General features: G+C 72.5%; 26 protein-coding genes. 7 read left to right on the top strand and 19 right to left on the bottom strand.

Features of this window, described 5'->3' with window-relative positions:
- On the top strand, positions 1–229 hold a 229-nt coding region (locus JAN01S_RS17185; protein ID WP_169797228.1), incomplete at its 5' end, for a hypothetical protein.
- Between the two features lie 156 nt (positions 230–385).
- On the opposite strand, the gene JAN01S_RS12590 is transcribed toward JAN01S_RS17185, so the two are convergent.
- The 4 genes from JAN01S_RS12590 to JAN01S_RS12605 all read right to left on the bottom strand — a co-directional run bounded on the left by JAN01S_RS12590 (position 386) and on the right by JAN01S_RS12605 (position 4,607).
- Positions 386–1,144, bottom strand: a complete 759-nt coding sequence (locus JAN01S_RS12590; protein WP_068318823.1) for an SDR family oxidoreductase — start codon at positions 1,142–1,144, stop codon at positions 386–388.
- Positions 1,145–1,175: 31 nt separating this feature from the next.
- A complete protein-coding gene (locus JAN01S_RS12595; RefSeq protein WP_068318825.1) occupies positions 1,176–2,240 on the bottom strand; it encodes a phosphotransferase family protein in 1,065 nt (354 codons plus the stop codon).
- A gap of 223 nt (positions 2,241–2,463) precedes the next feature.
- On the bottom strand, positions 2,464–3,354 hold the full coding sequence (locus JAN01S_RS17190; RefSeq protein WP_068318826.1) for a diacylglycerol/lipid kinase family protein: 891 nt from the start codon (positions 3,352–3,354) through the stop codon (positions 2,464–2,466).
- Positions 3,351–4,607: a beta-propeller fold lactonase family protein gene (locus tag JAN01S_RS12605; protein WP_068318828.1), complete on the bottom strand. Its 1,257-nt coding sequence runs from the start codon at positions 4,605–4,607 to the stop codon at positions 3,351–3,353. Before JAN01S_RS12605 ends, JAN01S_RS17190 begins: the two co-directional genes overlap by 4 nt.
- A gap of 156 nt (positions 4,608–4,763) precedes the next feature.
- On the opposite strand from JAN01S_RS12605, the gene JAN01S_RS12610 reads away from it, so the two are divergent.
- The gene (locus JAN01S_RS12610) at positions 4,764–5,522 is read left to right on the top strand and encodes a hypothetical protein (RefSeq protein WP_157075732.1); all 759 of its coding nucleotides are present in this window, start codon (positions 4,764–4,766) and stop codon (positions 5,520–5,522) included.
- Between the two features lie 131 nt (positions 5,523–5,653).
- On the opposite strand, the gene JAN01S_RS12615 is transcribed toward JAN01S_RS12610, so the two are convergent.
- The 3 genes from JAN01S_RS12615 to JAN01S_RS17340 are packed head-to-tail and all read right to left on the bottom strand — an operon-like array spanning position 5,654 to position 8,894.
- Positions 5,654–7,276: an ABC transporter permease gene (locus JAN01S_RS12615; protein ID WP_068318830.1), complete on the bottom strand. Its 1,623-nt coding sequence runs from the start codon at positions 7,274–7,276 to the stop codon at positions 5,654–5,656.
- Positions 7,273–8,229: an ABC transporter ATP-binding protein gene (locus JAN01S_RS12620; RefSeq protein ID WP_068318832.1), complete on the bottom strand. Its 957-nt coding sequence runs from the start codon at positions 8,227–8,229 to the stop codon at positions 7,273–7,275. Before JAN01S_RS12620 ends, JAN01S_RS12615 begins: the two co-directional genes overlap by 4 nt.
- Positions 8,226–8,894 carry a TetR/AcrR family transcriptional regulator gene (locus JAN01S_RS17340; RefSeq protein WP_084360228.1) on the bottom strand — a complete coding sequence of 223 codons (669 nt, stop codon included), beginning with the start codon at positions 8,892–8,894 and terminating at the stop codon, positions 8,226–8,228. Before JAN01S_RS17340 ends, JAN01S_RS12620 begins: the two co-directional genes overlap by 4 nt.
- Positions 8,895–9,049: 155 nt before the next feature.
- Between JAN01S_RS17340 and JAN01S_RS12630 the strand changes: the two genes are divergently transcribed.
- Positions 9,050–9,604 (top strand): nucleotidyltransferase family protein, encoded by a 555-nt coding sequence (locus JAN01S_RS12630; RefSeq protein WP_068318835.1) that lies wholly within the window; start codon positions 9,050–9,052, stop codon positions 9,602–9,604.
- On the opposite strand, the gene JAN01S_RS12635 is transcribed toward JAN01S_RS12630, so the two are convergent.
- The 4 genes from JAN01S_RS12635 to JAN01S_RS12650 all read right to left on the bottom strand — a co-directional run bounded on the left by JAN01S_RS12635 (position 9,538) and on the right by JAN01S_RS12650 (position 13,508).
- Positions 9,538–10,722: an XdhC family protein gene (locus tag JAN01S_RS12635; RefSeq protein ID WP_068318861.1), complete on the bottom strand. Its 1,185-nt coding sequence runs from the start codon at positions 10,720–10,722 to the stop codon at positions 9,538–9,540. The two genes, JAN01S_RS12630 and JAN01S_RS12635, sit on opposite strands and share 67 nt — an antisense overlap.
- Positions 10,723–10,882: 160 nt before the next feature.
- The gene (locus JAN01S_RS12640; protein ID WP_068318837.1) at positions 10,883–12,400 is read right to left on the bottom strand and encodes a DHA2 family efflux MFS transporter permease subunit; all 1,518 of its coding nucleotides are present in this window, start codon (positions 12,398–12,400) and stop codon (positions 10,883–10,885) included.
- Positions 12,401–12,479: 79 nt separating this feature from the next.
- Positions 12,480–12,815, bottom strand: a complete 336-nt coding sequence (locus JAN01S_RS12645; protein ID WP_068318839.1) for an MGMT family protein — start codon at positions 12,813–12,815, stop codon at positions 12,480–12,482.
- A 3-nt stretch (positions 12,816–12,818) separates the two neighbouring features.
- Positions 12,819–13,508 (bottom strand): peptidylprolyl isomerase, encoded by a 690-nt coding sequence (locus tag JAN01S_RS12650; protein WP_169797229.1) that lies wholly within the window; start codon positions 13,506–13,508, stop codon positions 12,819–12,821.
- A 49-nt stretch (positions 13,509–13,557) separates the two neighbouring features.
- Here JAN01S_RS12650 and JAN01S_RS12655 point away from each other — a divergent pair, with 49 nt between their 5' ends.
- Both JAN01S_RS12655 and JAN01S_RS12660 read left to right on the top strand, forming a co-directional pair.
- Complete coding sequence (locus JAN01S_RS12655) at positions 13,558–14,478, top strand: NAD(P)H-dependent flavin oxidoreductase (protein ID WP_068318841.1); 921 nt, start codon at positions 13,558–13,560, stop codon at positions 14,476–14,478.
- 31 nt (positions 14,479–14,509) lie between these two features.
- Complete coding sequence (locus tag JAN01S_RS12660; protein ID WP_068318842.1) at positions 14,510–15,991, top strand: hypothetical protein; 1,482 nt, start codon at positions 14,510–14,512, stop codon at positions 15,989–15,991.
- Positions 15,992–16,119: 128 nt separating this feature from the next.
- Here the strand turns inward: JAN01S_RS12660 and JAN01S_RS12665 are convergent, their stop codons facing one another.
- The 5 genes from JAN01S_RS12665 to JAN01S_RS12685 all read right to left on the bottom strand — a co-directional run bounded on the left by JAN01S_RS12665 (position 16,120) and on the right by JAN01S_RS12685 (position 19,783).
- Positions 16,120–16,755 carry an FMN reductase gene (locus JAN01S_RS12665; RefSeq protein ID WP_068318844.1) on the bottom strand — a complete coding sequence of 212 codons (636 nt, stop codon included), beginning with the start codon at positions 16,753–16,755 and terminating at the stop codon, positions 16,120–16,122.
- Positions 16,752–17,909, bottom strand: coding sequence for an LLM class flavin-dependent oxidoreductase (locus JAN01S_RS12670; protein WP_068318845.1), 1,158 nt, complete (start codon positions 17,907–17,909; stop codon positions 16,752–16,754). Before JAN01S_RS12670 ends, JAN01S_RS12665 begins: the two co-directional genes overlap by 4 nt.
- Positions 17,910–17,975: 66 nt before the next feature.
- Positions 17,976–18,305 (bottom strand): ArsR/SmtB family transcription factor, encoded by a 330-nt coding sequence (locus tag JAN01S_RS12675; protein WP_068318848.1) that lies wholly within the window; start codon positions 18,303–18,305, stop codon positions 17,976–17,978.
- On the bottom strand, positions 18,302–18,739 hold the full coding sequence (locus JAN01S_RS12680) for an SRPBCC domain-containing protein (protein ID WP_068318850.1): 438 nt from the start codon (positions 18,737–18,739) through the stop codon (positions 18,302–18,304). The genes JAN01S_RS12675 and JAN01S_RS12680 overlap by 4 nt, the downstream gene beginning before the upstream one ends.
- Before the next feature lie 87 nt (positions 18,740–18,826).
- The gene (locus tag JAN01S_RS12685) at positions 18,827–19,783 is read right to left on the bottom strand and encodes a 5,10-methylenetetrahydrofolate reductase (protein WP_084360230.1); all 957 of its coding nucleotides are present in this window, start codon (positions 19,781–19,783) and stop codon (positions 18,827–18,829) included.
- A gap of 135 nt (positions 19,784–19,918) precedes the next feature.
- On the opposite strand from JAN01S_RS12685, the gene JAN01S_RS12690 reads away from it, so the two are divergent.
- Positions 19,919–20,677 (top strand): SDR family NAD(P)-dependent oxidoreductase, encoded by a 759-nt coding sequence (locus tag JAN01S_RS12690; protein ID WP_068318853.1) that lies wholly within the window; start codon positions 19,919–19,921, stop codon positions 20,675–20,677.
- Between the two features lie 238 nt (positions 20,678–20,915).
- Here JAN01S_RS12690 and JAN01S_RS12695 read toward each other — a convergent pair whose 3' ends face one another.
- Positions 20,916–21,374 carry an aminoacyl-tRNA deacylase gene (locus JAN01S_RS12695; protein ID WP_068318855.1) on the bottom strand — a complete coding sequence of 153 codons (459 nt, stop codon included), beginning with the start codon at positions 21,372–21,374 and terminating at the stop codon, positions 20,916–20,918.
- 88 nt (positions 21,375–21,462) lie between these two features.
- Between JAN01S_RS12695 and JAN01S_RS12700 the strand changes: the two genes are divergently transcribed.
- On the top strand, positions 21,463–21,969 hold the full coding sequence (locus JAN01S_RS12700) for a DUF4395 domain-containing protein (protein WP_068318857.1): 507 nt from the start codon (positions 21,463–21,465) through the stop codon (positions 21,967–21,969).
- 56 nt (positions 21,970–22,025) lie between these two features.
- On the opposite strand, the gene JAN01S_RS12705 is transcribed toward JAN01S_RS12700, so the two are convergent.
- Positions 22,026–22,775: an enoyl-CoA hydratase/isomerase family protein gene (locus JAN01S_RS12705; RefSeq protein WP_068318858.1), complete on the bottom strand. Its 750-nt coding sequence runs from the start codon at positions 22,773–22,775 to the stop codon at positions 22,026–22,028.
- Positions 22,775–23,953, bottom strand: a complete 1,179-nt coding sequence (locus JAN01S_RS12710) for a thiolase family protein (protein ID WP_068318859.1) — start codon at positions 23,951–23,953, stop codon at positions 22,775–22,777. Before JAN01S_RS12710 ends, JAN01S_RS12705 begins: the two co-directional genes overlap by 1 nt.
- Positions 23,954–24,200: the final 247 nt, after the last annotated feature.

The following is a 24,200-nucleotide window of genomic DNA, read 5'->3' on the forward strand; positions in this document are numbered from 1 at the left end:
GGTGCCGCCCGCCTACGGCACCGCGACCGCCGTCGGGCCGGGCGTCACCGACCTGGAGTCCAGCGCCGACGACCTCGCCGACCTGGCCCGCCACCTGACGATGGCCGCGTACGACCTCAGCGCCACCCTGACGGTGCTCGACCCATCAGAGCTCGAGCAGGCGATCGCGGCCTTCACCGCCCGGGTCGCGGCCACGCGCGCAGGAGACGCGCAGGCCGAAGGGGGATGACGGCGCACATCAAGCCGAAGTCAGGAACGACAACCGCCGGCGGCGGGGAGACGAAGGACTTCGGCGGGCGCCGTCGTCCCCCTTGGGCCGGAGCGCCTTTCGACCGCAGGGCGGAGGTGCCGGAGGGCGCGGAGGTGCACGCCGGCGGGAGCGCCCTCAGAGCAGCTTGCGCACCACCGACAGCGGCAGCACCTTCATCGCCGAGCCCACGGCGACCCACGGCTTCGGCGGGACGAGCGCCTTGGGCTTGCGGCCCTCGATCGCGACGACCATGGCGCGCACGCCGACCTCGGTGTCGACCATGAACTTCGTCTTCTGCTCGACCTTTTCGTTCATCTCCGACCGGATGTAGCCCGGGTAGAGGACGGTGACGTCGATGTCGAGCTCTGGCTTGCCGAGCATCTCGCTGCGGATGCCCTCACCGAGCGAGGCGAGGAAGGCCTTGGACGCGCCGTAGGTCGTCATCGACTTGGGCATGCCGCGCAGCGCGGTGACGGAGGAGATGAGCACGAGGTGCCCGGCGCGCTGCTCGCGGAAGATCGCCATGGCGGCCTCGGTCTGGATCGCGGCGCCGAGGACATTGGTCTCGATGGTCTCCCGGTTGGCGTAGTGGCTGCCCTTGCCGTACGGCGCGCCCTTGCCGAGCCCCGCGTTGACGATGACGCGGTCGAGGCGGCCGAGGTCCCCCTTCGCCTGCTCGAAGACGCGCGTGACGGCCTCGTCGTCGGTGACGTCGAGCGCATAGGTCTCGACCCGGCGCTCGGGGTGGGCGGCGGTGATCTCGGCCTTGAGCGCGTCGAGCCGGTCCGTGCGGCGGGCGGTCAGGGCGAGGTCGTGGCCGAGCGCGGCGAACTGGCGGGCCATCTCGGCGCCGAGCCCGGAGCTGGCGCCGGTGATGAGGGTCGTGAAGGTCATGTGGGACTCCTGTCGTGGGACGAAGGGGAGGTCAGCCGATGAGTGCGCGGCACCGGCTGTCGAGGTACGTGACCATGGTGCCGAAGACGGCGAAGCGCGGGTTGGTCGTGGCGCCGGCGCGGTAGCGCTGGTAGATCTGCTGGGCGATGCCCGCGAGGCGGAAGAGGCCGAAGACCTCGTAGAAGGTCCACTCCTGGTCGCTCACCGCGAGTCCCCGTGCGGCGCAGTAGCGCTCGACGACTTCGGCCCGGGTGAGCATGCCCGGCAGGTGCGTCGGCTGCAGGCGAAGGGCGCGCCGCGTCTCGTCGTCGTCGGCCTGGGCCCAGTAGGCCAGGGCCCCACCGAGGTCCATGAGCGGGTCGCCGACGGTGGCCAGTTCCCAGTCGAGGACCCCGACGACGCGGGTGGGGTCGTCCTGGGCGAGGACGAGGTTGTCGAGGCGGAAGTCGTTGTGGATCAACGCGTGCGGCCGGTCGGCGGGCTCGTGCTCGGCGAGCCAAGTCATGACGCCCTCGAGGTCGGGCACGTCGTCGGTCGCGGCTGCGCGGAACCGCTTGGACCAGCTGCTGACCTGGCGGTGCACGTAGCCGTCCCCGCGGTCGAGGTCCGCCAGTGCCGGCACTGCGCTGACGTCGACGTCGTGGAGCTCGACGAGGGTGTCGACGGCGTTGTGGCACAACGCCGTTGCCTGCTCTGGGGTGAGGCTCACGCCGTCGGGCAGGTCCTTGCCGAGGATCGTGCCCTCGAGCTTGTCCATGACGTAGAAGTCGCCGCCGATGATCGTCGGGTCGGTGCACAGGGCCGCCATCCGCGGCACGTGCGGGAAGACCCGGCCGAGCGCCGCCTGGAGGTCGTGCTCACGCCGCATGTTGTGCGCGCTGCCGCCCAGCGCGCCGTGGGGCGGGCGGCGCAGGACCAGCGCCCGCTCCGGCCAGCGCAGCTCGTAGGTGAGGTTGGAGGCGCCGCTGTCGAACTGACGCACCTGGGGCTCGCCCACCATCTGCTCGGCGAGGTCGTCGGCCACGTGGGCCCGCAGCCACTCCGCGACCGCCGTGACGTCGAAGGCGTCCTCCTCGCGCACCGCTCCCGCGCCCATCAGCACTCCGTCCCTGAATCGAGGTTCATGTGTCGGCGAGCCTACCCGGCGGCGGTCGGTGCGATCCGTCCGTCGGGGTGGGGATGACGCGAGCGCCAAGTTAGGTTAGCCTCACCACAACGACCTCGCGACGTCAGGGGTCGGTCGGCACCTCCGAGCCGACGGGACGCACGCGGCCCACCGCCCCACGGCCACTGGGGCGGTGGGCCGAGGTGTGTCCGGCTCAACCCGTCCGCACGAGCAGCGCGTGCTCCTCGCACCGCACGTGCAGCCGTCGCGCGGGTCCCACGACGTCGCCGTCGAGCTGGACGTGCAGCGGTTCCTCGCTGACGACCTCGAGCTCGCGGGTGGCGCGGGTGGTCAGGCCGGCGACGTCGCGGGGGAGGCGGAAGACTCCCTTCGCCGCGACGCCGAGCCACTGCCCGGGCCGCTTGACGACCACCTCGAGCACGTCGAAGAGGCCGTCGTCCACGAGTCCGCCGGGGGCGATGTGCACCCCGGCGCGCACCCGCGTGCAGTTGGCCGCGAGCACGCTCCACACCCGCGCGTGCTCCGGGTCGCCGTCGTCGTGCCGGATCGTCACGGGCACCGGCCGCCGCAGCGCGCTCACCGCGGCGGGGGCGATGTAGGCGGGCCAGCCGATGCGTTCCTTCAGTCCCGGCCGGGTCGCCGCGACCGTCGCCGCGTCGTGGCCCATCCCCGCCAGCACGACGAAGGGGAGGTCGCTCGCGTCGTCGTCGACGTGCGCGATGCCCAGGTCGACGGGTCGCGGCGTGCCGGTGAGGGCCACCTCGACCGCGGCCTCGACGGTGCGCGGCAGGTCGAGGTTGTGGGCGAGCAGGTTGGCGGTGCCGATCGGCACGATCCCCAGCTCGACGCCCGTGCCGGCCAGGCCGTGGGCGACGGAGCGGACGGTGCCGTCGCCGCCACCGGCGACGACGAGCTCGGCTCCGCCGGCGACCGCGTCGGCGGCCTGGGCCCGCCCGGTCTCCTCCCGCGTCGTCAGGTGGACCGCGGGGTCGGGCCAGCCGGCCGCGGAGGCCGCGGAGGTGACGCCCTCGAGGACGCGCTCCCATCCCCCCTTCGAGGGGTTGAGGACGAGCGCGACCCTCACGCGGCCCGGGAGTCGTCGAAGACCACGATCGAGCCGCCGTAGCTGGCGACCCAGACGCGCTTCTTGGTGGGCTCGTAGGTGATGCCGATCGGCAACGCGTCGGTCTGCTCGGTCTGGACGACCTCGAAGTCCTCGGTGCGGATCTTGCTCACCGTGCTGCTCGCGTAGTTGCCGACGTAGATCGCGCCACCGTCGGGGCTGATCGCCATCGAGCGCGGCTCGGCGCCGACGCGCACCTCGCGGAGCGTCTTGCCGGTCGAGGTGTCGACCTCGCTCACGGTGCCGGAGCCATTGTTGGAGACGTAGAGGTGCTTGCCGTCCGGGGAGACGAGCAGGTGCCTCGGCTCCTCGCCGGTCGTGGCGAAGTCGCTCACCTCGCCCGACCCGAGGTCGACCTTCACCGTCTCGTCCGAGCCCATGATCGCGACGTAGGCGACCTTGTCGTCCGGGCTGATGGCGATGCCGCGCGGGTGCTTGCCGGGCAGGTCGATGGTCCGCACGACCTCTGCCTTCGCCGTGTCGACGACGTCCATGTCCATCGAGCACCAGTTGGTGACGAGCACCTTGCTGCCGTCGTGGGTCGCGGCGACGTACTTCGGCACGGCACCGACCTCGACCACGTCGGTGATCTCGAGCGTGGCCGTGTCGATCTTGTAGAGGAAGCTGTCGGAGGTGGCCTCGGGGCCGGTGCACGCGTCCTTGCCCTCGGGCTTGAAGCCCTCGCCGTACATCGAGTAGTTGCTCACCCAGGCCGTCGCACCGTCGGGGCTGAAGGCCATCTCGACCGGGGCGCCCTTGCTCGTGCCCGGGTGACCCTTGATCCCGAAGTCGGCGAGCTCGACCGCGTCGGAGATCGTCTTGTGCAGCGCCCCGTCGGCGGTGAAGGCGCTGACGGTGTGGGTGTACATCATGTTCTGCGCGAAGACCTGGCCCTTGGGCGAGGCGACGACCGACTTGGGGGTCAGCTCGCCGGTGATCCGCTGCACCCGCCGCATCGTCGAGTCCGCGGGGTCCGCGGCCGTGCCCTCCGGCAGCTTCGACTCCTTGGGCGCGGGCTGCTCGACCTTCGCCGGCTCCGGGGTGGGCTTCGCGGAGGTCGGGGCGGGGGCGGCCGGGGCGGCCGCGGCGGAGGCATCGTCCTCATCGCCGAAGAGCTTGCCGAGGCACAGCACGACGACGAGCAGCACGACGATGAGCGCCGCGAGGGCGATGCGGCGACGCCGGACGTAGACCGGGTCGTTGTTGATCTTCACGGGAGGCACCTCGGAGTCGGTTCCCAGCAACGTATTGCGATTGCGCGGCGAGGCGGTGGAGGCGCACCGGGCTCGGCCCACGCCCTACCAAAGGATGACGAAGGGAGGGACCTGCGGCGGATGCGTGGGCCGGACCCCCTTCGTAGCGTGTGGGGCGTGGCAGGGAAGCAGGTCTACGAGATGGAGCTCGACGGTCGGGTGCACCGGGTCGAGACCTCCGTCGGCGACGGGTGGAAGAACTCGGCGACGTGGTGGGTCGACGGCGAGGAGGTCGCGACGCGCACGTCGGCGTCCGAGGACAACCTCTACCTGGTGGCGGCCAAGGAGCACGAGCTCGCCGACTCGATCGGCGCGGTGCGGGCCCGGTTCACGTCGATGAGCAAGCCGGTGCGGGCCACGTGGTTCGAAGGGAGCCGGTCGGCTGCCGAGATGGCCGCCCGGGTCGGGACCGGGGGCATCGACCTCGTCCCCGAGCCGGGCTCCCCGGCGGCGCTGCGCGAGGAGCGGGCCCGGGCCAACCCGCACCTGTACGCCGCACGGCACGTCGCCGGCGGCGTGGCGAAGGTCGTCGTGCCGATCATCATCACCGCGCTGATGATCTGGCTCGCCGGGCGGATCCCGTGGCCGGACTGGGACCTCCCGTCGATCGATCTGCCCTCCGTCCCCTGGCCCTCGATCGACCTGCCGTCGCTCCCGTGGTCCGGCTGGGAGGCGCCCGGGTGGGTGCGCTGGGTGGCCGACACGGCGAAGTACGTCGTGCCGATCCTCATCGGCCTCGCGCTGGCGCGCAGCGAGGTCCGGCGTCGGCGGCAGCAGGACGAGCTGCGGGAGCGCAGGGCCGCAGGGGGCCCCTCCGCTCCCGTGGTCTCGTCCGTCGACGACGCGGGAGAGAGGCGCGCCGACGACGAGCGGTGACGTGACCTGCGGGTACGACGTGCACTCGTGCGAAGGAATCTGCTGGAGGCCTTGGTTTGCCCGGGTCGCAGACCCCAAGGTGTCTCGACTGCACGTCGTACCCGCAGGTAACACCCGGGTCGGTGCCCGGCTCAGCGGTGCGGCACGTCCCGCCGAGTGAACCCGAGGACGCCGAGCGCAGCGAGAGTGAGCCCACCGCCCGCGGCCACGAGTGAGCCGGTGACGTCGACGTCCTCCGCGGGGACATTGCCGACGAGGCCGAAGGGGGCCCACTCGACGAGCCACTCCGGCAGGTCCAGCCCCGGCCCCATGTAGCCGATGACGGCGGCGACGGCGAAGATCCCCCACACCGCGACCTGGGCGCGCGGCACCCAGCCGAAGAGCGCGAGGCTCGCCCCGGCGAGGAGCAGTGCGACGGGCAGGTGAGCGGCGCCCGCGGCGAGGATCGTGCCGACCCACGAGGAGTCGTCGAGGGCGCTGGCCGTCGAGAGCGCCAGCGCGAGAGACCCGACGACGGCGACGACGAGGGTGCCGGCGGCGATGACGAGCAGGTGCGGGGCGAGCCAGGTGGTCCGGCTGCGGGCCTCGCTCAGCTGCAGCTCGAGCCGCCCGGACAGCTCCTCCTTGCGCAGGGACCCCAGCGACTGCAGCGCATAGGCGGCGACGAGCATCGACAGCAGCAGGACGAACATCGCGACCATCGGTTCGACGATCCCCGCCTCGCCGCCCCCGAGGAAGGCCTGCAGGTCGGGGTTACCGGCGAAGGCGTCGATGACCGTCTGCGTCAGCGACCCGTAGGTCCCCATGAGCACGCCGCTGATGACGGCCCAGCCGAGCGTGACACCGCGGTGCTCGCGCAGCGCGAGCCCGAGCGGGGTGAGCAGCCCGGCGCTCGCCCGCGGAGGTCCGGTGCGGGCGGCGATGAGCGAACCGCCGACGTCGCGACCTGCAGAGAGGGTGAGCGCGAGCGCGATGAGCCCGGCGGTCACGACTCCGGCGAGGACGAAGGGGGTGACCCGCTGCTCCCCGAAGGGCGCGGCCTCGTCGTACCACCCGTGGGGCGAGAGCCAGACGACCCAGGTGCCGTCGACGGCCCCGATGCCGCGGACAAGGTAGGAGGCGACCACGATGCCCAGGGCCGCGCCCCACACGGAGCGCTGGTGGCCGAAGGCCTGGGCGAGCACGGCCGTGACGCCGACGAAGGCGACGCCGAGCGCCACGACGGCAGCGCCGTAGATGACCGAACCGGTCGCGTCGGCGCCGGCCGCGAGGAAGGCGAGTGTCGTCAGGACGCCGAGCGCCGCGAGGCTCGCGAGGGCGAGGACCACAGCGGCGACGAGCGGGGCCTGTCGACCCATCCGGGAGGCGAGGAGCAGCTCCAGACGGCCGGCCTCCTCCTCCCTTCGTGTCCCGCGCACGGTCATGGCGATCGCGCAGAGCGGCACGGCGAAGGCGACGACGAAACCGAGCTCGTTGACGAGGACGCCACCGAGGGTGTCGACGCCGGCGACGTCGCCGTTGAGCATCCGTAGCGCCGGGGTCGCGATGGACTCGGCATAGGTGCGCAGCTTGGCCGGGGTGTCGTAGAGGGAGGTGATCGAGTAGGTCGTCGTGAGGACGAGGGCGAAGAGGCCGAGGACCCAGGCGAGCGCGGCCTTCCACCCCGTGCGCCACTGCACCCGCAGGCTCGTCCCGACCCCGGAGACATCGGTCCCTGAGGAGGTCGCGAAGCGACCGTCTCGAAGGGTGCTCATCGGGCCACCTCTTCGCTGGCCGAGGTGCGAGGCCGCTCGCGGCCGAGCCTCGAGGCCTCCCCGCCCCGGTACTGCTCGAGGAAGAGGTCGTCCAGGCTCGGCGGGGTGATCGTCAGCGTGTGCACGCCGGCGGCGTGGACCCGTCCGACGACCTCGGCGACTGCGGTGGCGTCGACGTGGCAGCGCAGGTCGTGCCTCCCTTCGACCTCGCCCGTGACGAGGCCGGTGACGCCGGGCAGGCCCTCGAGGTCGAGGGGACGGTCGGTCACCGCGTGGAGCAGGCTGCTCGTGCTGCGCCGCAGGTCGGCGAGGGTCCCGGTCGTCACGGTGCGGCCGGCGCGGATGATGCTCACCCGGTCGGCGAGCGCCTCGACCTCGCCGAGGATGTGGCTCGACAGCAGCACGGTCGTCCCCTCGGTGACCCGCTCGCGCACGGTCTCCTGGAAGACCTGCTCCATCAGCGGGTCGAGGCCGGAGGTGGGTTCGTCGAGCAGGAGCAGGTCGACGTCGGCGGCCATGGCGGCGACGAGCGAGACCTTCTGCTTGTTGCCGGTGGAGTAGTCGCGGGTCTTCTTCGTCGGGTCGAGGTCGAAGCGCTCGACGAGCTCGCGGCGCCGCCCTTCGTCCAGGCCGCCGTGCGCCCGGCCGAGGACGTCGATGCACTGCCCGCCGGTCAGGCCGGGCCAGAGGGTGACGCCTGCGGGTACGTAGGCCAGGCGCCGGTGCAGCTGCACCGCGTCGTGCCACGGGTCGCCGCCGAGGAGGGTCGCGGTGCCGCCGTCGGCGCGGGTCAGGCCGAGGAGCACGCGGATGGTCGTGGACTTGCCGGCGCCGTTGGGCCCGAGGAACCCGTGGACCTCGCCCCGGGCGACGTCGAGGTCGAGCCCGTCGAGGGCGTGGGTGCGGCCGTAGGTCTTGCGCAGGTCGCGGGTGTGGATGACGTGGTCGCTCATGATGACTCCTTCGACGAAGGGGGAGGGCTGGCGATGTCGTTGTCTGCGCCTGTATCGGTTGTGGGCAAGATTGCTGCATAGAACCGCATCGCCTCGTCGGCCCAGCGGGCCAGGCCCTCGCCGTGCAGCGGGTCGTAGCCGAGCACCTGGCGCCAGTGGTCGGCGAGGAAGAGGGTGCCGAGGTCGGAGGACATCGCGAGGGCGGCGCGGGTCTCGGGGTCGGGTCCGGCGACGAGCTTGCCGGCCGCGTCCCAGGCGGTGAAGATCTCGACGGTCTGCCGGTGCCAGGCCGCGAGCAGCTCGGTGCCCAGCGGGTCGCCGGACATCATCAGGCGCCGCAGGTACGGGACGATCGGGGAGCCCTCGGGCAGCGCGTGCTGGAGCACCTCGCCGATCGACGACCACTCGCCGGCCTGCATCGCCTCGGCCGTACCGGTGTCGGCGGTCAGGTCGAAGAGCTCGTCCATCCACGTGCGGAGGTGCTCGACGACCGCTTCGCGCAGCCCGGCCTTGGAGCCGAAGTGGTGGACGACCAAGGCCGGCGAGACCTCGGCCCGCTCGGCGATCTGGCGCATCGTCACCTTGTCCTCGCCGTGCTCGGCGAAGAGCTCGAGCGCGGCGTCGCGCACCCTGGCGCGGGCGGTGCGGTCGTCGACTGAACTCATGTTCAGCAGACTAAACGCGTGTTCAGTGCAGCGTCAACCCCCTTCGCATCTCCCCGGGGAAATGCGCGCCCGACCGCGCATCCGCCCGGGGAAATGCGCGCCCGACCGCGCATCCGCCCGGGGAAATGCGCGCCGGAGGGCCGTAAGGTCACGGCATGGTCGTGCACGGGCTGCTCCTCGCCGCCGGGGCCGGGCGCCGGATGGGGATGCCCAAGGCGCTCAAGCGCGACCGGGACGGCACGTCCTGGCTCGTCCGCTCGGTCGAGGTCCTGCACGACGGCGGCTGCGCGGAGGTGACCGTCGTGCTGGGCGCCAGCGGCCCGGCCGCAGAGGTGGAGCTGCCCGGCACGAGCTGGACGCACTGCGGCGGGTGGGCCGAGGGGATCGGTGCCTCGCTCGCCCACGGCCTGCGCACCCTGGCCGAAGGCAACGCCGATGCCGCCCTGGTCCACCTCGTCGACCTGCCGGACGTGACCGCGCAGGTGGCCACCCGGGTCGTGGGCGAGGGGGTGCGGCGGGACGCCCTTCGGCGGGCGGTGTACTCAGGTGTCGTCGGCCATCCCGTCCTCATCGGGCGCGACCACTGGGCGCCGCTCGTCGCCGAGCTCGCCGGAGACACGGGCGCGGGGCCGTACCTGCGGCGTCAGGGCGCGGTCGAGGTGGAGTGCGGCGACCTGGCCTCCGGCGTCGACGTCGACCGTCCCGACTGAGGGTGGTGGATCGGGCCTTCGCGGTCCGAGAGGCGGGTGCCGTTGCCGCCCCAGTGCAGCGAGATGATCTCGGCCGCGATCGACACGGCCGTCTCCTCCGGGGTGCGCGCCCCGAGGTCGAGGCCGATCGGTGAGCTGAGCCGGGCGAGCTCGTCGTCGGTCAGGCCGGCCGCACGCAGCTGCTCCATCCGCTGGTCGTGGGTGCGCCGGGAGCCCATCGCGCCGACGTACCCGACGTCGAGGCGCAGGGCGACCTCGAGGAGCGGCAGGTCGAACTTCGGGTCGTGCGTCAGGACGGTGAGCGCGGTGCGCGCATCGACGCGACCGGCCTCGGCCTCCTCGCGCAGGTACTCGTGGGGCCATCGCACGACGACCTCGTCGGCGCCCGGCAGTCGGGCCGGCGTGGCGAAGGTGGGCCGCGCGTCGCACACGGTGACGCGGTACCCGAGCAGCCGGCCCTGGGCGACCATCGCGGAGGCGAAGTCGATCGCACCGAAGACGATGAGTCGTGGCCGCGGGGCGAAGACCTCGACGAAGACCCGCATCCCCTCGCCGCGGCGCTCGCCGTCGGGTCCGTAGGTGAGCAGCTCGGGCGTGCCCTGGGCGAGCAGCCCGCGGGCGTCGTCGGTCACGGCGGCGCGGCCACGATCACCCCCGGCGAAGGGGGTGGAGTCCGGCTCCCCGTCCGGCCGCACCACGAGGCGTCGGCCGACCTGGTCGGGGTCGACGTGCTCGATGATCGTCGCGACGGCGACCGGTCGGCCGGCCCGGATGTCCTGCGCGACGCCGTCGAGCCCGGGGAAGGTCTCGGGGGAGACCGGCTGGACGAAGAGCTGCAGGGTGCCGCCACACGTCAGCCCGACCTCCAGGGCGTCGCCGTCGCTCACGCCGTACTGGACGAGCTCGGGGGCGCCGGTCGCGGCGACCTCGGTGGCCAGCTCGAAGACGGCGCCCTCCACGCACCCGCCGGAGACGGACCCGACTGCGCGGTCCTCGTCGACGAGCATCGACGCTCCGGGCTGCCGGGGCGCGGAGCTCCAGGTGCGCACGAGCGTGGCCAGCCCCACGGTCCGGCCCGCCTGCCAGGCGGCCATCAGCTCGTCGAGGACGTCGCGCACGTCGGGCTCCTTCACCGCGTCGTCGGGGTGGGTGGGGTGGTCGTCGGGTCGGGACCGGGGTGGGTCGGAGGGTGTTGCTCGAGCCTAGCCCGCGCATTTCCCCGGGGAAATGCGCGTCCGGTCCCGAAGAACGCGCACGTCCCCGGGGAAATGCGCGTGGTCAGCGCCCGGCAGGCCGCCCGTGGTGGCGCATCTGCTCCAGGCCCACAGCGGCGAGGGCGCCGATGACGAGGACCGCTGCGGGCATGAGCAGCGACTCGGCGAAGGCCGACGACAGCGCCTCCGCGACCTGCGGTGGCAGCTGCGTGCCGGCCGACGCGCTCGCGGCCTCACCGCCACCGAAGCCCTCCGCCGCCTGCGGGCCGAGGTGGGCCGCGATCCGCGCGGACATCAGGGCGGCGATCGCGGCCGAGCCGATGACCGAGCCGACCTGGCGGGTCGTGTTGTAGATGCCCGCCCCGGCACCGGCGAGGTGGATCGGCAGGTTGCGGTTGGCGGTCGTCGCGAGCGGCCCCCAGATGCACGCCCCCGTGACGCCGACGAAGGTCATCGCCACGCAGACGGCGACGATCGACGAGTCGGGGGTCATGAGCCGACTCAGGGCGAAGAGCGTGACGGCGAAGCCACCCAGTCCGAGCGTCGGCAGGATGCGCGGGTGGATCCGGTCGACGAGCCGGCCCACGGGCTGAGCGAGCGCGATGGAGGCGATCGCCTGCGGCGCCATGAGCAGTGCCGCCTCGGTCGGCGAGTAGCCGCGCACGCTCTGCAGCCACACGAGGACGGGGAACATCATCGCGGTGACCGACAGGCCCATCGTCGTGATCGCGAGGTTGGACAGGGAGAAGTTGCGGTCGCGGAAGAGTCCGAGCGGCACGAGGGGCTCACGTGGCCCCCGCGCCTGCCAGGCCACGAAGCCGACGAGCACGAGCAGCCCGATGCCGATGAGGACGGGGATGGTGATCGGCCCGACGAGCTGCCCCCAGTCGTGCCCCTCGCCCTCCTGCAGGCCGAAGATCACGAGGAAGAGCCCGACCGCCGACAGCGCGACCCCGACCCAGTCCATCGAGTGGGCATGCACCTCGAGCGTGGGCACGAGCCGCGCGGCGGCGACGAAGCCGATGACCCCGACCGGCACGTTGATGAAGAAGATCCACTCCCAGCCGAGGGAGTCGAGCAGCACCCCGCCGAGCAGCGGTCCGACGAGGAAGGCCACCCCGGCGGTCGCGCCCCACAGCGCCATCGCCGAGCCGCGTCGCGACGGCGGGAAGGTCCGGGTGATCACGGCCATCGTCTGCGGCGTCATCATCGACGCGCCCAGCCCCTGCACGACCCGGGCGGCGACGAGCCACCCGATCGTCGGCGAGAGCCCGCAGGCGAGCGAGGCGAGGGTGAAGATCGCCAGGCCGATGAGGTAGAGCCGCTTGGGTCCGTAGCGGTCACCGAAGCGCCCCGTGATGAGCAGCGGCACCGCGTAGGCGAGCAGGTAGGCGCTCGTCACCCACAGCACCGGCTCGATGCCGGCGTCGAGGTCGGCCATGAGCGCCGGCGTCGCGATGGAGACGATCGAGACGTCGACGAGGATCATGAAGAACCCGACGACGAGAGCCCACAGCGCCGGCCACGGGTTGTCGGGGAACTGCTGCTCGGTGTGCTCGGTCGCACCCGCGTCGACGGTCATGGGGACGACGCTACGCCTCGCCGCCGACACCCCCCTCGACCCCGCGACCGCGCCCCCCACCAGCAGGACGAAGGGAGAGTCAGCCCAGGTCCGCGATCGCGCCCGCGTGGGCCCGGCCGAGCTCCTCGAGGTCGACCCGGTGGTCGGCGATGCGGCAGCCGAGCCCGTTGGGCTTGACCGGGATGCCTTCCTCGCGCCAGTGCTCGAAGACGGCGGAGCGCTTGTGCTGCGGCGCGTCACCGGAGGCGTTGACGACCCGCCACCACGCGACCGAGCCGCCGTACTCGCGCAGGATCGCGCCGACGTGCCGCGGGCCGGTGCCGGCGAGTGCGGCGAGGTCGCCGTAGGAGACGACCCGGCCGGCCGGCACGAGCTCGACGGCCCGCAGCACCTTTTCGACCAGGACGTCGTCCACGGCTCACTCCTCGGTGATCGTCACGCTCTCGATCGTGTGGACCTGCTTGAGGGCGGCGCCGTCCGCGGCCGACCCGTCGGCCTCGATCTTCTTCAGCACGTCCTCACCCTCGGTCACCTTGCCGAAGAGGCTGTAGAGCGGCGGGAGGGACACGCCGTTCTGCCCGGTGATGATGAAGAACTGCGAGCCGTTGGTGTCCGGGCCGCGGTTGGCCATGGCGATCGACCCGACCTCGTAGTCACCGGCCTTCGGCAGCTCGTCCTCGAAGGTGTAGCCCGGACCGCCGCTCCCGTCGCCCGCCGGGTCGCCGCCCTGCGCCATGAAGTCCTTGATGACGCGGTGGAAGGTCAGGCCGTCGTAGTACTTGTACCGGGAGAGGACGACGAAGTTGTTGACCGTCTTGGGCGCCGCCTCCGCGTCGAGGGCGATCTCGATGTCGCCGGCGTCGGTGGCGAGGGTGGCCGTGTAGGTCTTGGACTCGTCGATGCACATCGGCGGCGACGACTCGAAGGCCGTGGCCCGCACCTTCGCGCCCTCCTCGGGCGGGCACTCGGTCGTGCCGGCGATCGTCGTGGTCGTCGGGGCGGAGGCGGAGGAGCCCTCGCCGTCGCCCCCCGAGTCGGAGTCGGAGCCGCAGCCCGCGAGGACGAGCAGGGCGGCAGCGGCGATGGCAGGCGTGGCACGACGGATCATGGCCACGGAGTCTACGAAGACTTCGGCCGCGGGGCGCATGATGAGGGGCATGAGCGACGTCACCGCACTGCTGGGCACCGACCACCCGATCGTCTGCGCGCCGATGGCCGGCGTCGCCGGGGGTCGCCTCGCGCACGCCGTCTCGGCCGCGGGCGGCTTCGGCATGATCGGGGCCCGCGGCTCGTCGTCGCCGGAGTGGATCGCCGAGCAGGCGGCGCTCGCGGGCGCGGGCGGCGCCCCCTTCGGCATCGGGCTGATGGCCTGGGTGCCGCAGCTGCAGGAGCAGCTCGACGCCGTGACCGCCCTGGCGGGCCTGTCGCGGCCGAAGCTCGTCTCCATCTCCTTCGGCGACCTCGTCGAGCCGGTCGGGCGGGTCCACGAGGTCGGCATGCTCGCGGCCTGCCAGGTGGGCAACGCGGCCGACCTCGAGCAGGCGATCGAGGCGCGCGCCGACATCATCGTCGCCCGCGGTGGCGAAGGGGGCGGACACGGCCGGGACGAGGTGGCCACCGACGAGATGCTCGCGATGGCGCTCGCCGCGACCGAGCGCCCGGTCCTCGCGGCCGGTGGCATCGCGACCGCCGACGACGTGGTCCGTGCGCTCGCGGCCGGCGCGGCGGGGGTCTGGTGCGGCACCCCCTTCCTCACCTGCGTCGAGGCGGACAACACGCCGGCGGCGCGGGCCGCGATCACGGCCGCGACAGCGACGCGCTACGCCCGGGCCCACGACGTCGCGCAGGACCTGGCGTGGCCGCGCGAGTTCGGCGGGCGGGCGGTGGCCACCCCCTTCGTCGAGCGGTGGGCCGGCGACGAGGACGCGATGACCGCGGAGGCCAAGGCCGAGCACGCCGCTGGTCGGGAGCGCGGCGACACCGACTACACGCCCCTCTACGCCGGCACCGGCGTCACCCACCTCACCGCGGAGACCGATGCGGCGAGCGTCGTGCGCGCCCTCGTGGGCCGCATTTGATCTGACGTGACTGCCGTCACAGGATGAGGGCATGAGCGAGCAGACCTCCGCGGGCGTGCACTTCCCGGCCGACGACCAGGGCAAGCGGTCGACGACCACGACGACGAAGGGGGTGCTCGCGGACTCGGTCCGTGGCGTCGACCCCGCGCTCGCCGAGCGCATCGACGGCACCGCCGACTGGCGCAAGGGCTACGTCGACCTCGTCCACGCGGTGACCGCCGCGAGCGCCGGCTCGGCCGAGCGCGCGTCGCGGATCGCCGCCGACGGCCTCGCCTCGATGCGGCGCCGGATGGTGCTCGTCGACGACGCCGGCAGCGAGGTGCCGCTGGCCGAGGCCGAGCCGACCGTGCCCGCCGGTGCGGCTCCCTTCGGCACCGAGAGCGTGCGCGGGACCGCCGAGCCGGTCACCGAGCTGCGCGTCCCGCTCGGCGGCCGTGAGCTGGCCGGCGAGGAGCTGCGCGGACAGCTCGGGGCGTGGGTCGACGCAGGGGTCGTCGAGCCGTCCTTCGCCGAGGCCGTCAGTGAGGTCATCGACCACCCGGAGTGGCTCGCGCTGCCCGGCCACCGCGCGCTGCTCATCGGGGCCGGCGCCGAGATGGGCCCCCTCGAGACGCTGCTGTCCTGGGGCGCGGACGTACTCGCCATCGACCTGCCGCGCAGCCGCGCGTGGCGGTACAAGAAGGGTCTGGCCACCCGCGGTGCCGGCACCCTGACCTTCCCCGTCGACGACTCCGGCGACTCCGGCGCCGACGTCGTCCACCAGCCCGGCCAGGTGCTCGAGTGGCTGCGGCGGGTGCGCGGCGAGCAGCCGCTCGCGGTGGGCATGCACGCCTACGCCGACTCCGGCGTGCACGTGCGGGTCAGCGCCGCCGTCGACCTGCTCATGGACGCGCTGACCGACGACGACCCCGCGACGGCGCTGGCGTGGCTCGCGACGCCGACCGATGCCTTCGTCGTGCCGCCGGAGGTCGTCGCGGAGTCCCGGCGCCGTTGGGCCGCACGGGGACTGGCGCTCAAGGGGACACAGGCGCCGATGCGCGTGCTGGGCCGCGGGCGGCTCTTTGCCCAGGCCTACCGCGACGCCCAGGAGGGGCAGCACGGGATCGCCGACGTGCTCGTGCCGCAGCAGGGCCCCAACTACGCGATGGCCAAGCGGATGCAGCGCTGGCGCGGCGTCCAGGCCGAAGGGAGGGGCCAGCGGGTCTCCTTCAACGTCGCCCCGGCCACGTGGACGCGTTCGGTGACGAAGAACCCCGTGCTCGGCGCGGCGTACGGCGGAGCGCACCACTTCGGGGTCGAGGTCTTCGCCCCCGAGACCGTGCGCCCGCTCATGGCCGCGCTGCTCGTGCGCGACCTGGTGCGTGAGACGCCGCAGCGGGCGCACCCGGAGGAGCTCTTCAGCGACGCCGCCGCCCACGGTGGGCTGTGGCGCGTGGGCTACGAGCCCAAGACCGCGCTCGGTGTCGCCGCCGTGGCCGGCCTGCCCGGGTCGCTGCGGCGGCGCCGGGGGTGAGCCACATGGGCCTCGGGATTATCGGGTCACCCGATAATCCCCGGCTCAGCAAGAGTTTGGAACTCTTGCTCACCCGGGGTTTCACGGGTGACCCGATAATCGCCGGGCCGAGGTGACTCGCCCACCCCTCAGCCGCCGTCGTGCCCCCGCAGCAGCTGACTGAAGTCGGTCACCGGGCCGAGGGGGCCGGTCTCCTCGGCGCCCTGGGCGAAGCCCGCGACGCTCGTGCGCTCGGCCACGACGAGGGCCGCGAGCTCGGCGGCCGCCCGGTGCACGCGCGACTCGAGCTCGTCCGCGCCGAAGTCCTCGGTCGCCGCGAAGACGGCCGTGGGGACGACGACCGCGCGCAGGTAGGCGAGGAGCGGTCGCAGCGCGTGCTCGAGCACCAGGCTGTGACGGGGCGTGCCGGCGGTCGCGGCGATGAGCACGGGCATGCCGGACAGGGAGTCCTTGTCGAGCAGGTCGAAGAACATCTTGAACAGGCCCGAGTAGCTCGCCGTGAAGATGGGCGTGACGGCGATCAGCCCGTCGGCCTCGGCGAGCTGCCGGCGGACCGCCTCGAGCCCGGGCGTGGAGATGTTGCCCGAGACCATCGCTTGGGCCATCTCGACGGCCAGCTCGCGCAGCTCGACGAACTCGACGTCGAGCGACTCCCCGCGCCCGCCGACGGCGGAGCGGGTGGCGTCGGCGAGCTGGTCGGCGAGCAGCCGGGTGCTCGACGGCTGGGACAGCCCGGCGCTGATGACGACGATCCGGCGGCTCATGAGGTGGCCATCTCCTTGTCCTGCTGCTCCTGCTGGGCGATCGCGACGGGGCTGTTGACGACGAGGCGGTGGGGGCTCCCTTCGCCCTGTGCCACGAGGGAGGCGTGCGTCGGGGGCTCGCTCGGCACGCCCTCGGGTCGGCGCGCCTCGAACTCGCGCCGCAGCACGGGCACGACCTCGCGGCCGAGCAGCTCGATCTGCTCGAGCGCCATCTCCAGGGGCAGCCCGGCGTGGTCCATGAGGAAGAGCTGTCGCTGGTAGTCGCCCACCGCGTCGGCGAACCCGAGCGTACGCTCGATGACCATCTCGGGCGTGCCGACGGTCAGGGGCGTCTGCCGGGTGAAGTCCTCCATCGACGGCCCGTGCCCGTAGACCGGCGCGTTGTCGAAGTAGGGGCGGAAGACCCGCTTGGCCTCCGCCTCGGTCGAGGCCATGAAGGCCTGCCCGCCGAGTCCGACGATCGCCTGGCTCGCGTCACCGTGGCCGTAGTGCTCGAAGCGCTGCCGGTACAGGTCGACCATCTGGGCGGTGTGCTCGATGTTCCAGAAGATGTTGTTGTGGAAGAACCCGTCGCCGTAGAACGCGGCCTGCTCGGCGATCTCGGTGGAGCGGATCGAGCCGTGCCAGACGAAGGGGGCGACGTCGTCCAGCGGTCGTGGGGTCGAGGTGAAGCCCTGCAGCGGCGTGCGGAACTGGCCCTTCCAGTTCACCGACTCCTCGCGCCACAGCCGGCGCAGGAGGTGGTAGTTCTCGATCGCCAGCGGGATGCCCTGCCGGATGTCCTTGCCGAACCACGGGTAGACCGGGCCGGTGTTGCCGCGGCCCATCATCAGGTCCACGCGGCCCCCGGACAGGTGCTGGAGGAAGGCGTAGTCCTCGGCGATGCGCACCGGGTCGGTCGTCGTGATGAGCGTCGTGGAGGTGGACAGCTTCAGGCGCTCGGTCCTGGCCGCGATGTACGCCAGGTGCGTCGTCGGCGCGGACGGGACGAAGGGAGGGTTGTGGTGCTCGCCGGTCGCGAAGACGTCGAGCCCGACCTCCTCCGCCTTGAGCGCGATCTGCGTCATCGCGTCGATCCGCTCACCCTCGCTGGGCGTGCGGCCGGTCGTGGGGTCCATCGTGACGTCGCCGACGGTGAAGATGCCGAACTGCATTCCCAGCCTCCTGATTGGTTGACGATTCAACTATATCAACAGGAGCGGTGGAGATCCATTCCCCGCTCAGTCGCCCTCCGCCGCCTGCTTGAGCGCCGCGAGCTGGGCGTCCCACTGCCGGGCTCGTGCATCGAGCCACGCCGCCGCGGCGTCGAGTGCGGTGGGGGAGATCGCGTAGCGGACCTCGCGCCCGACCCTGGCCGTGGTCAGCACGCCGGCGTCGACGAGCGTCGTCAGGTGCTTGCTCAGGCCCTGTCGGGAGATCTCGACCCGCTCCGCGAGCGTGCTCGCGCTCGCCGGCCCGTGCTCGGTGAGCAGGTCGAGCACGAGCCGCCGGGTCGGGTCGCCGAGGGCCGCGAGCACCTCGGCGCCCTCCGCCTCGATCGGCTCCCTCATGCCACGAGCGCCCGCTCGAGGGCGGCCATCTCGGTCTCCCAGCCCTCGACGTTGGCCGCGTGGTTGTCCCGGACGAAGGGGGTGTCCTCGAACCCCGCCCAGCCGGACTCGACGACGCGCACCTCCACCCCCTTCGCCGTGGGTCGGACGAAGAACTCGCAGAGCGTGTCGAGGACCTGCTTGCCCTCCTCGGTGCCGCCGGCGGCCCAGCGCCAGGCGATGTACTCGGGCTCGCGGACCTCGACCCGGCGGATGTGGAAGGTGCCGTGCGTCGGGTCGGTGACCGCGGCGACGTCGCCGTCCCAGGTGATCGTGTGCTCGGTGAGCGTGCCGGTGTTGATCCACCAGCCCGGCTCGGCGACGAGGCCCCACACCCGCTCCAGCGGAGCGTCGACGGTGATGGTGCGCTCGATGGTGTCCTGGATCGTGCTCATGCCTGCCTGCTGACGTGCAACTCTTGGGTTGCTCTCAGTGTGGCCCGTCCGGGCATCAAGCGCAACCCCCAGGTTGCATCCAGTCGGTCAGTCCCGCTCGAGCAGCTCCGCGACGCGGTGGGTCAGCTCGACCGCGGCCTCGATCTCGACCTTGCGGCTGGAGACGGACTCGATGTTGAAGCCGAAGGGGATGCCCAGGTACCGGCAGAAGCTCGACAGCTCCCGGGCGGCGTTGAGGGCGTGGACCGTCGACCACTGGAGCGGGTCGTCGGCGTGGACGATCTCGTTGCGCACCCACGTCGGCACGTCGACGCCCAGCCACTCGAGGAAGGACAGCGTCTTGGCCGAGCCGCACAGCGAGAGGGTGAAGATCAGCGGCGCGGGGTCGAGGTCGTCGGAGGCCACGGCGTAGCGATAGTCGGAGGCGAGGTTCTTGGCCGCGGTGATGTCGTAGACGATCTGGCTGACGAAGAAGCTGGACCCCGCGCGCTGTTTGGTGAGCAGCCGCTCGTGCTCGTCGCCGCGGGTCGCGTGCCGCTCGGGGATGGTGACGCTGCCGAGCGGCAGCGAGGGGCGGACCTCGCGGTGCAGCTCGAGCGCGCGGGTGAGTGTCGTGCGCACCTGCTCCTGGCTGCTCGAGGACCCGACGAAGACGGTGAGCACGTTGTCCGGGGCGCTGCGCAGCCACGCACTCAGCTCGTCCTGCCCGTACTTCCCGACCGCGCGGTAGATGATCGCGGGGCGGTCCCACCGGGAGAGCTGCTGGCACAGGTAGTCGCCGGGGTCGAGCATCGCGGCGAAAGGGAAGGGCCGCGGCTGGTCGTTGCGGTCGGCCTCGTCCGTGATGTCGTAGAGCACGAGCGCGTCGACCGGCAGCGCCTCGACGCGGGCGAGCGTCCGCTCGGCGATCTCGGTGATCCGCTCGGGGTCGGTCTCGGCGCGCGGCGGCGTCAGGCCGAAGAGCAGGACCTCGCGCGGGTTGCGGGCAGCGGCCGGGAAGGCGCCGGGGGAGGGCGCGTGCGACTCCGATCTGGGCTGCTCCATGGGGGAACGCTAACCGCCGGTGACGTGCGGACGAGGCCGTGTCCGCCCTTCGTCCCCCGCTTGTGTGCAGGGCCACACGCTCGCTGCTGGCTAGGCTCACCCCGAGCCAGTCCCGCGTCACCCGAAGGAGAGCACGTGCAGATCAAGGACACCGCAGCCATCGTCACCGGTGGGGCCTCCGGCCTCGGCGCCGCCACCGCCGCCCGGCTGGCCGCCGGCGGCGCAAAGGTCTTCGCCTTCGACCTGCCCGCCTCCATCGAGGGCGCCCCCCAGGTCGACGGCGTCGAGTACGTCGCCGTCGATGTCACCGACCCCGAGCAGGTCCAGGCGGCCGTCGACACCGCCGCCGGCGCGGGCGTCCCCCTGCGCACCGTCGTCAACTGCGCCGGCATCGGCCCGTCGACGCGCATCCTCGGCAAGAAGGGACCGCACGACCTCGCCCTCTACGCCAAGGTCATCCAGGTCAACCTCGTCGGTTCCTTCAACGTGCTGACCCTCGCCGCGGAGAAGATCGCCGCCACCGAGGGCGACGAGCACGGCCAGCGCGGCGTCATCATCAACACCGCCTCGATCGCCGCCTACGACGGCCAGGTCGGCCAGGCCGCCTACTCCTCGAGCAAGGGCGGCATCGTCGGCCTCACCCTCCCGGCCGCGCGCGACCTCGCGCAGTACGGCATCCGCGTCATGACCATCGCCCCCGGCATCGTCGAGACCCCGATGCTCGCGACCGTCTCCGAGGAGTTCCGCGAGAGCCTGGCGAAGGGGGTCCCCTTCCCGCAGCGCCTCGCCCGCCCCGACGAGTACGCCCAGCTCGCGCAGTCGATCATCGAGCACGACTACCTGAACGGTGAGGTCATCCGCATGGACGGCTCGCTCCGCATGGCTCCGCGCTGACGCCTCCTCGCCCGAACCGGCTGGGTCAGCGGGCACAGGGCTGGGGGTGGCCCTAGGGAAAAGTCCGGACGACTCTCCCCGACTCTCACGTCGGGTGGAGTGGTCCGGACTTTTCCATGAGTCGGGCCGACCCCCACCCTGAGACCCGCTTCCCTCCGACGGTCCGTTCGCAAAAGGGACTCCTGGAGCATCTCGTGGCCGAATCGGCCACGTCTTGCACCAGGAGTCCCTCGCGCGTTCAGGCCGGGTCGGTGACGTCGGCGACCCGGGCGCCGAGGTGGGCGACCATCGCGTCGGCGTCGAGGGTGGCGGCGACGCCGTGCTCGCCGGCACCGATCGAGACCTGCCGGCCGGTCATCGTCTCGTCGGCGATGACCGGCAGGGCCGTCAGGGAGCCGAAGGGGGTGATCGTGCCCCGCTCGTAGCCCGTCACCTCGCGGGCGATCTCCTTGTCGGGCAACGAGATCCGGTTGACCGAGAGCAGGGCGCGCAGCTTGGGCCAGGAGATCTGGCGGTCACCCGGGACGAGGACGAAGAGGTGGTCGCCCTCCCCCCTTCGCACGACGAGCGTCTTGACGATGTCGCGGGGCTCGACGCCGCGGGCGGCAGCGGCCTCCTCGAGGGAGCCGACCCGACCGTGCCGGGTGATGGTGTGCTCGATGCCGCTGTCCGTCAGGGCCTGTGCAGCGCGGGTCATTATCTGCAGCCTACGACCGCGGTCGATCCCCGTGCTTGATCCATCACGTCACGTTATGCCTGACCAAACACCCTCTTATGATGTGCGCATGGCATTCTTCGGCTTCCCCAACCCGGTCAACGAGAAGGCGGCGCGCACGGTCGCCACCGGCGTCCTCCTCCTCGGCGCGCTCACCCTCGTCACCGGCTGGTGGTGGCTGACCATCCCACTCGCCCTCGGCTTCATCGGCCGCGTCCTCGCCGGGCCGCGCCTGAGCCCTCTCGGCTGGCTCGCGATGACGGTCATCGGTCCCCGCCTCGGCGCCCCCCACTTCTCCCCCGGGCCGCCGAAGCGCTTCGCCCAGGGCATCGGCGCCGCCTTCTCGACGAGCGCCGCCGTCCTCGCGCTCGGCTTCGGCCAGACCCTCGCCGCCGGGATCGTCCTCGGCGTCCTCCTCGTCTTCGCCACCCTCGAGGCGGCGCTCGGCTTCTGCGCCGGCTGCTTCGTCTTCGGTCACCTCATGCGCCTGGGCGTCATCCCCGAGGAGACCTGCGAGGCCTGCGCGGACATCAGCCGTCGCCGCCCGGCCGTCGAGGAGCCGGTGACGACGGCCTGAGTCGCCGGCCCCCGCCTGAGTCGTCGACTCAGGCGGCGTTGTGCCGCCTGAGGCGCTCAGCGCCCGAGAAAGGCGTCGAAGAGCGCCTGCGTCTCGGTCAGTGCGGCCCGGGCGCGGATCGTCTCCGCCTCGTCCTGACCGCTCTCCGCACGAGGGCGAAGGGAGCCCGCGCGCAGCAGGCGTCGGGTCTGGCCGTAGGCGCCGGCCGGTCCGGCGACCCAGGTGGCCGCGAGCTCACGGGCCCGGGCGAGCGGGTCGGTGGCGACCTCGGCGACCAGGCCCTGCTCACGGGCCTCGTCGGCCGACAGCGGCTGGTCACGCAGCGCGAAGGCGAGCGCCCGCTGCCGGCCCATGGCCAAGGGCAACAGGGTCGAGGTGCCGCAGTCGGGGTTGAGCCCGATCTTCGGGTAGGCGACGACGAACTTCGTGCCCTCGGCCGCGATGACGACGTCCCCGGAGAGCATGATGCCCAGCCCGGCGCCGGCGACGGCCCCGTGCACGGCGACGGCCACCGGCTTGGCGAGCGCCTCGAGCGCGGCCACGGCCGCGTCCCCGGCGACGGCGAGCTCGTAGAGGTCACCCGCGGTGTCCTGCGAGTCGGCGAAGGAGGCGATGTCGCCGCCCCCGCAGAAGCGCTTGCCGGCACCGCTGAGGACAACGGCGCGCACCCCTTCGTCCTCGGCAGCACGCTCCGCGGCCTCGCGCAGGGCCACGCCCAGTGCGAGGTCGAGGGCATTGGCCGACTCCGGCCGGTTGAGCTCGATGTGGGCGATGCCGTCGGCGACGGTGTACTCGACGGCAGCCATCAGACCCTCCGGAAGAGCGCCGCGAGGGCCTGGCCGCCGCCGATGCACATGGTGACGATGCCGTACTCGAGGTCGTTGCGGACCATGTGCTTGGCGGCACGGACGGTGAGGATGCCGCCGGTCGCCCCGACCGGGTGGCCGAGCGCGATCGCCCCGCCGTAGGGGTTGACCTGCGCCGGGTCGAGGCCGGTGTCGCGGATGACGGCGACGGCCTGAGAGGCGAAGGCCTCGTTGAGCTCGATGACGCCGATGTCCTGGGGCGTCAGACCCGTCTTCGCGAAGAGCGCCTTGAGCGCGTGCGTCGGCGCGTAGCCCATGAGCTCGGGCTCCATCGCCGCCGTGGTGACGGCCTCGAGGCTGACGAGCCCGGTCAGGCCGCGCTCCTTGACGGCGGACTCACGGCCGAGGACGACGACGCCGGCGCCGTCGTTGATGCCCGAGGCATTGCCGGCGGTGACCGTGCCGTCCTTGGTGAACGCGGGGCGCAGCCTCGCCAGGGTCTCGAGGGTCGTATCGGGCTTGGGGTGCTCGTCCGTGTCGGCGGTGAAGGGCTTGCGACCCCCGACCTCGACCGGGGTGATCTCCTCGGCGAAGGCGGCCTGCGCCTCCGGCGTCGCTGCCCGACGCTGCGACTCGAGGGCGAACTCGTCCTGCTCCTCACGGGAGACGCCGTACTTCGTCGCGACGTTCTCCGCCGTGACGCCCATGTGGATGTCGTGGAAGGGGTCGGTGAGCATCAGGACGGTGCCGTCCTGCAGCTGCCGGTTGCCGAGCCGGTACCCGTTGCGGGCGCCGAAGTCGTAGAAGGGCATCCGGGACATCGACTCGTCGCCACCGGCGAGGGTGAAGTCCAGCTCGTTCCACCGCATCTCCTGCGCGGCGGACCAGATGGCCTGCAGGCCGGAGCCGCACAGGCGGTTGACGGTGAAGGCGGGGACATTGGTCGGCAGGCCTGCGGCGACGGCGACGCGGCGCGCGTTGTAGGCGTCCGGCCCGACCTGGCCGATGCAGCCCATGACGACCTCGGAGATGTCCTCGCCCGCGACACCGGCACGCTCGAGTACCGCGCGGCTCGCGGCGGCGCCCAACTCGTACCCGGGCACGTCCTTGAACATCCCGCCGAAGCTGCCGGTGGGGGTGCGGGCTCCGTCGACGACGACGATCTTGTCGGTACTCATCGCTGCTCCTGTGCTCGAGGTGCGGTCCTGCACGGCAGCATCCCATCCCCTTCGCCCCGGTCGTAGCCTTGTCCGCATGGCACTGCGTGACGCTCACCTCGTCCAGACCGCCCCCGTCACCGCCCTCGGGCTCGTCGGCGGCTACCTCACCGCGCGCGAGAGCGGGATCCGCCCGCTCGGCGGTGTCGTCCTCGGCGCGGCGGGGCTCCTCGCCGGCCGGACGTGGCTGGCCAAGTCCGGCCCCGCG

The sequence above is a fragment of the Janibacter anophelis NBRC 107843 genome (genome assembly GCF_001570945.1).
GTDB lineage: Bacteria > Actinomycetota > Actinomycetes > Actinomycetales > Dermatophilaceae > Janibacter > Janibacter anophelis.

Bases quoted from the DNA above. Each gene is read 5' to 3' on its own strand.
- JAN01S_RS12590 (WP_068318823.1), bottom strand. From the start codon at position 1,144: ATGACCTTCACGACCCTCATCACCGGCGCCAGCTCCGGGCTCGGCGCC.
- JAN01S_RS12595 (WP_068318825.1), bottom strand. From the start codon at position 2,240: ATGGGCGCGGGAGCGGTGCGCGAGGAGGACGCCTTCGACGTCACGGCG.
- JAN01S_RS12615 (WP_068318830.1), bottom strand. From the start codon at position 7,276: ATGAGCACCCTTCGAGACGGTCGCTTCGCGACCTCCTCAGGGACCGAT.
- JAN01S_RS12620 (WP_068318832.1), bottom strand. From the start codon at position 8,229: ATGAGCGACCACGTCATCCACACCCGCGACCTGCGCAAGACCTACGGC.
- JAN01S_RS17340 (WP_084360228.1), bottom strand. From the start codon at position 8,894: ATGAGTTCAGTCGACGACCGCACCGCCCGCGCCAGGGTGCGCGACGCC.
- JAN01S_RS12630 (WP_068318835.1), top strand. From the start codon at position 9,050: ATGGTCGTGCACGGGCTGCTCCTCGCCGCCGGGGCCGGGCGCCGGATG.
- JAN01S_RS12640 (WP_068318837.1), bottom strand. From the start codon at position 12,400: ATGACCGTCGACGCGGGTGCGACCGAGCACACCGAGCAGCAGTTCCCC.
- JAN01S_RS12650 (WP_169797229.1), bottom strand. From the start codon at position 13,508: ATGATCCGTCGTGCCACGCCTGCCATCGCCGCTGCCGCCCTGCTCGTC.
- JAN01S_RS12655 (WP_068318841.1), top strand. From the start codon at position 13,558: ATGAGCGACGTCACCGCACTGCTGGGCACCGACCACCCGATCGTCTGC.
- JAN01S_RS12660 (WP_068318842.1), top strand. From the start codon at position 14,510: ATGAGCGAGCAGACCTCCGCGGGCGTGCACTTCCCGGCCGACGACCAG.
- JAN01S_RS12665 (WP_068318844.1), bottom strand. From the start codon at position 16,755: ATGAGCCGCCGGATCGTCGTCATCAGCGCCGGGCTGTCCCAGCCGTCG.
- JAN01S_RS12670 (WP_068318845.1), bottom strand. From the start codon at position 17,909: ATGCAGTTCGGCATCTTCACCGTCGGCGACGTCACGATGGACCCCACG.
- JAN01S_RS12675 (WP_068318848.1), bottom strand. From the start codon at position 18,305: ATGAGGGAGCCGATCGAGGCGGAGGGCGCCGAGGTGCTCGCGGCCCTC.
- JAN01S_RS12680 (WP_068318850.1), bottom strand. From the start codon at position 18,739: ATGAGCACGATCCAGGACACCATCGAGCGCACCATCACCGTCGACGCT.
- JAN01S_RS12685 (WP_084360230.1), bottom strand. From the start codon at position 19,783: ATGGAGCAGCCCAGATCGGAGTCGCACGCGCCCTCCCCCGGCGCCTTC.
- JAN01S_RS12695 (WP_068318855.1), bottom strand. From the start codon at position 21,374: ATGACCCGCGCTGCACAGGCCCTGACGGACAGCGGCATCGAGCACACC.
- JAN01S_RS12700 (WP_068318857.1), top strand. From the start codon at position 21,463: ATGGCATTCTTCGGCTTCCCCAACCCGGTCAACGAGAAGGCGGCGCGC.
- JAN01S_RS12705 (WP_068318858.1), bottom strand. From the start codon at position 22,775: ATGGCTGCCGTCGAGTACACCGTCGCCGACGGCATCGCCCACATCGAG.
- JAN01S_RS12710 (WP_068318859.1), bottom strand. From the start codon at position 23,953: ATGAGTACCGACAAGATCGTCGTCGTCGACGGAGCCCGCACCCCCACC.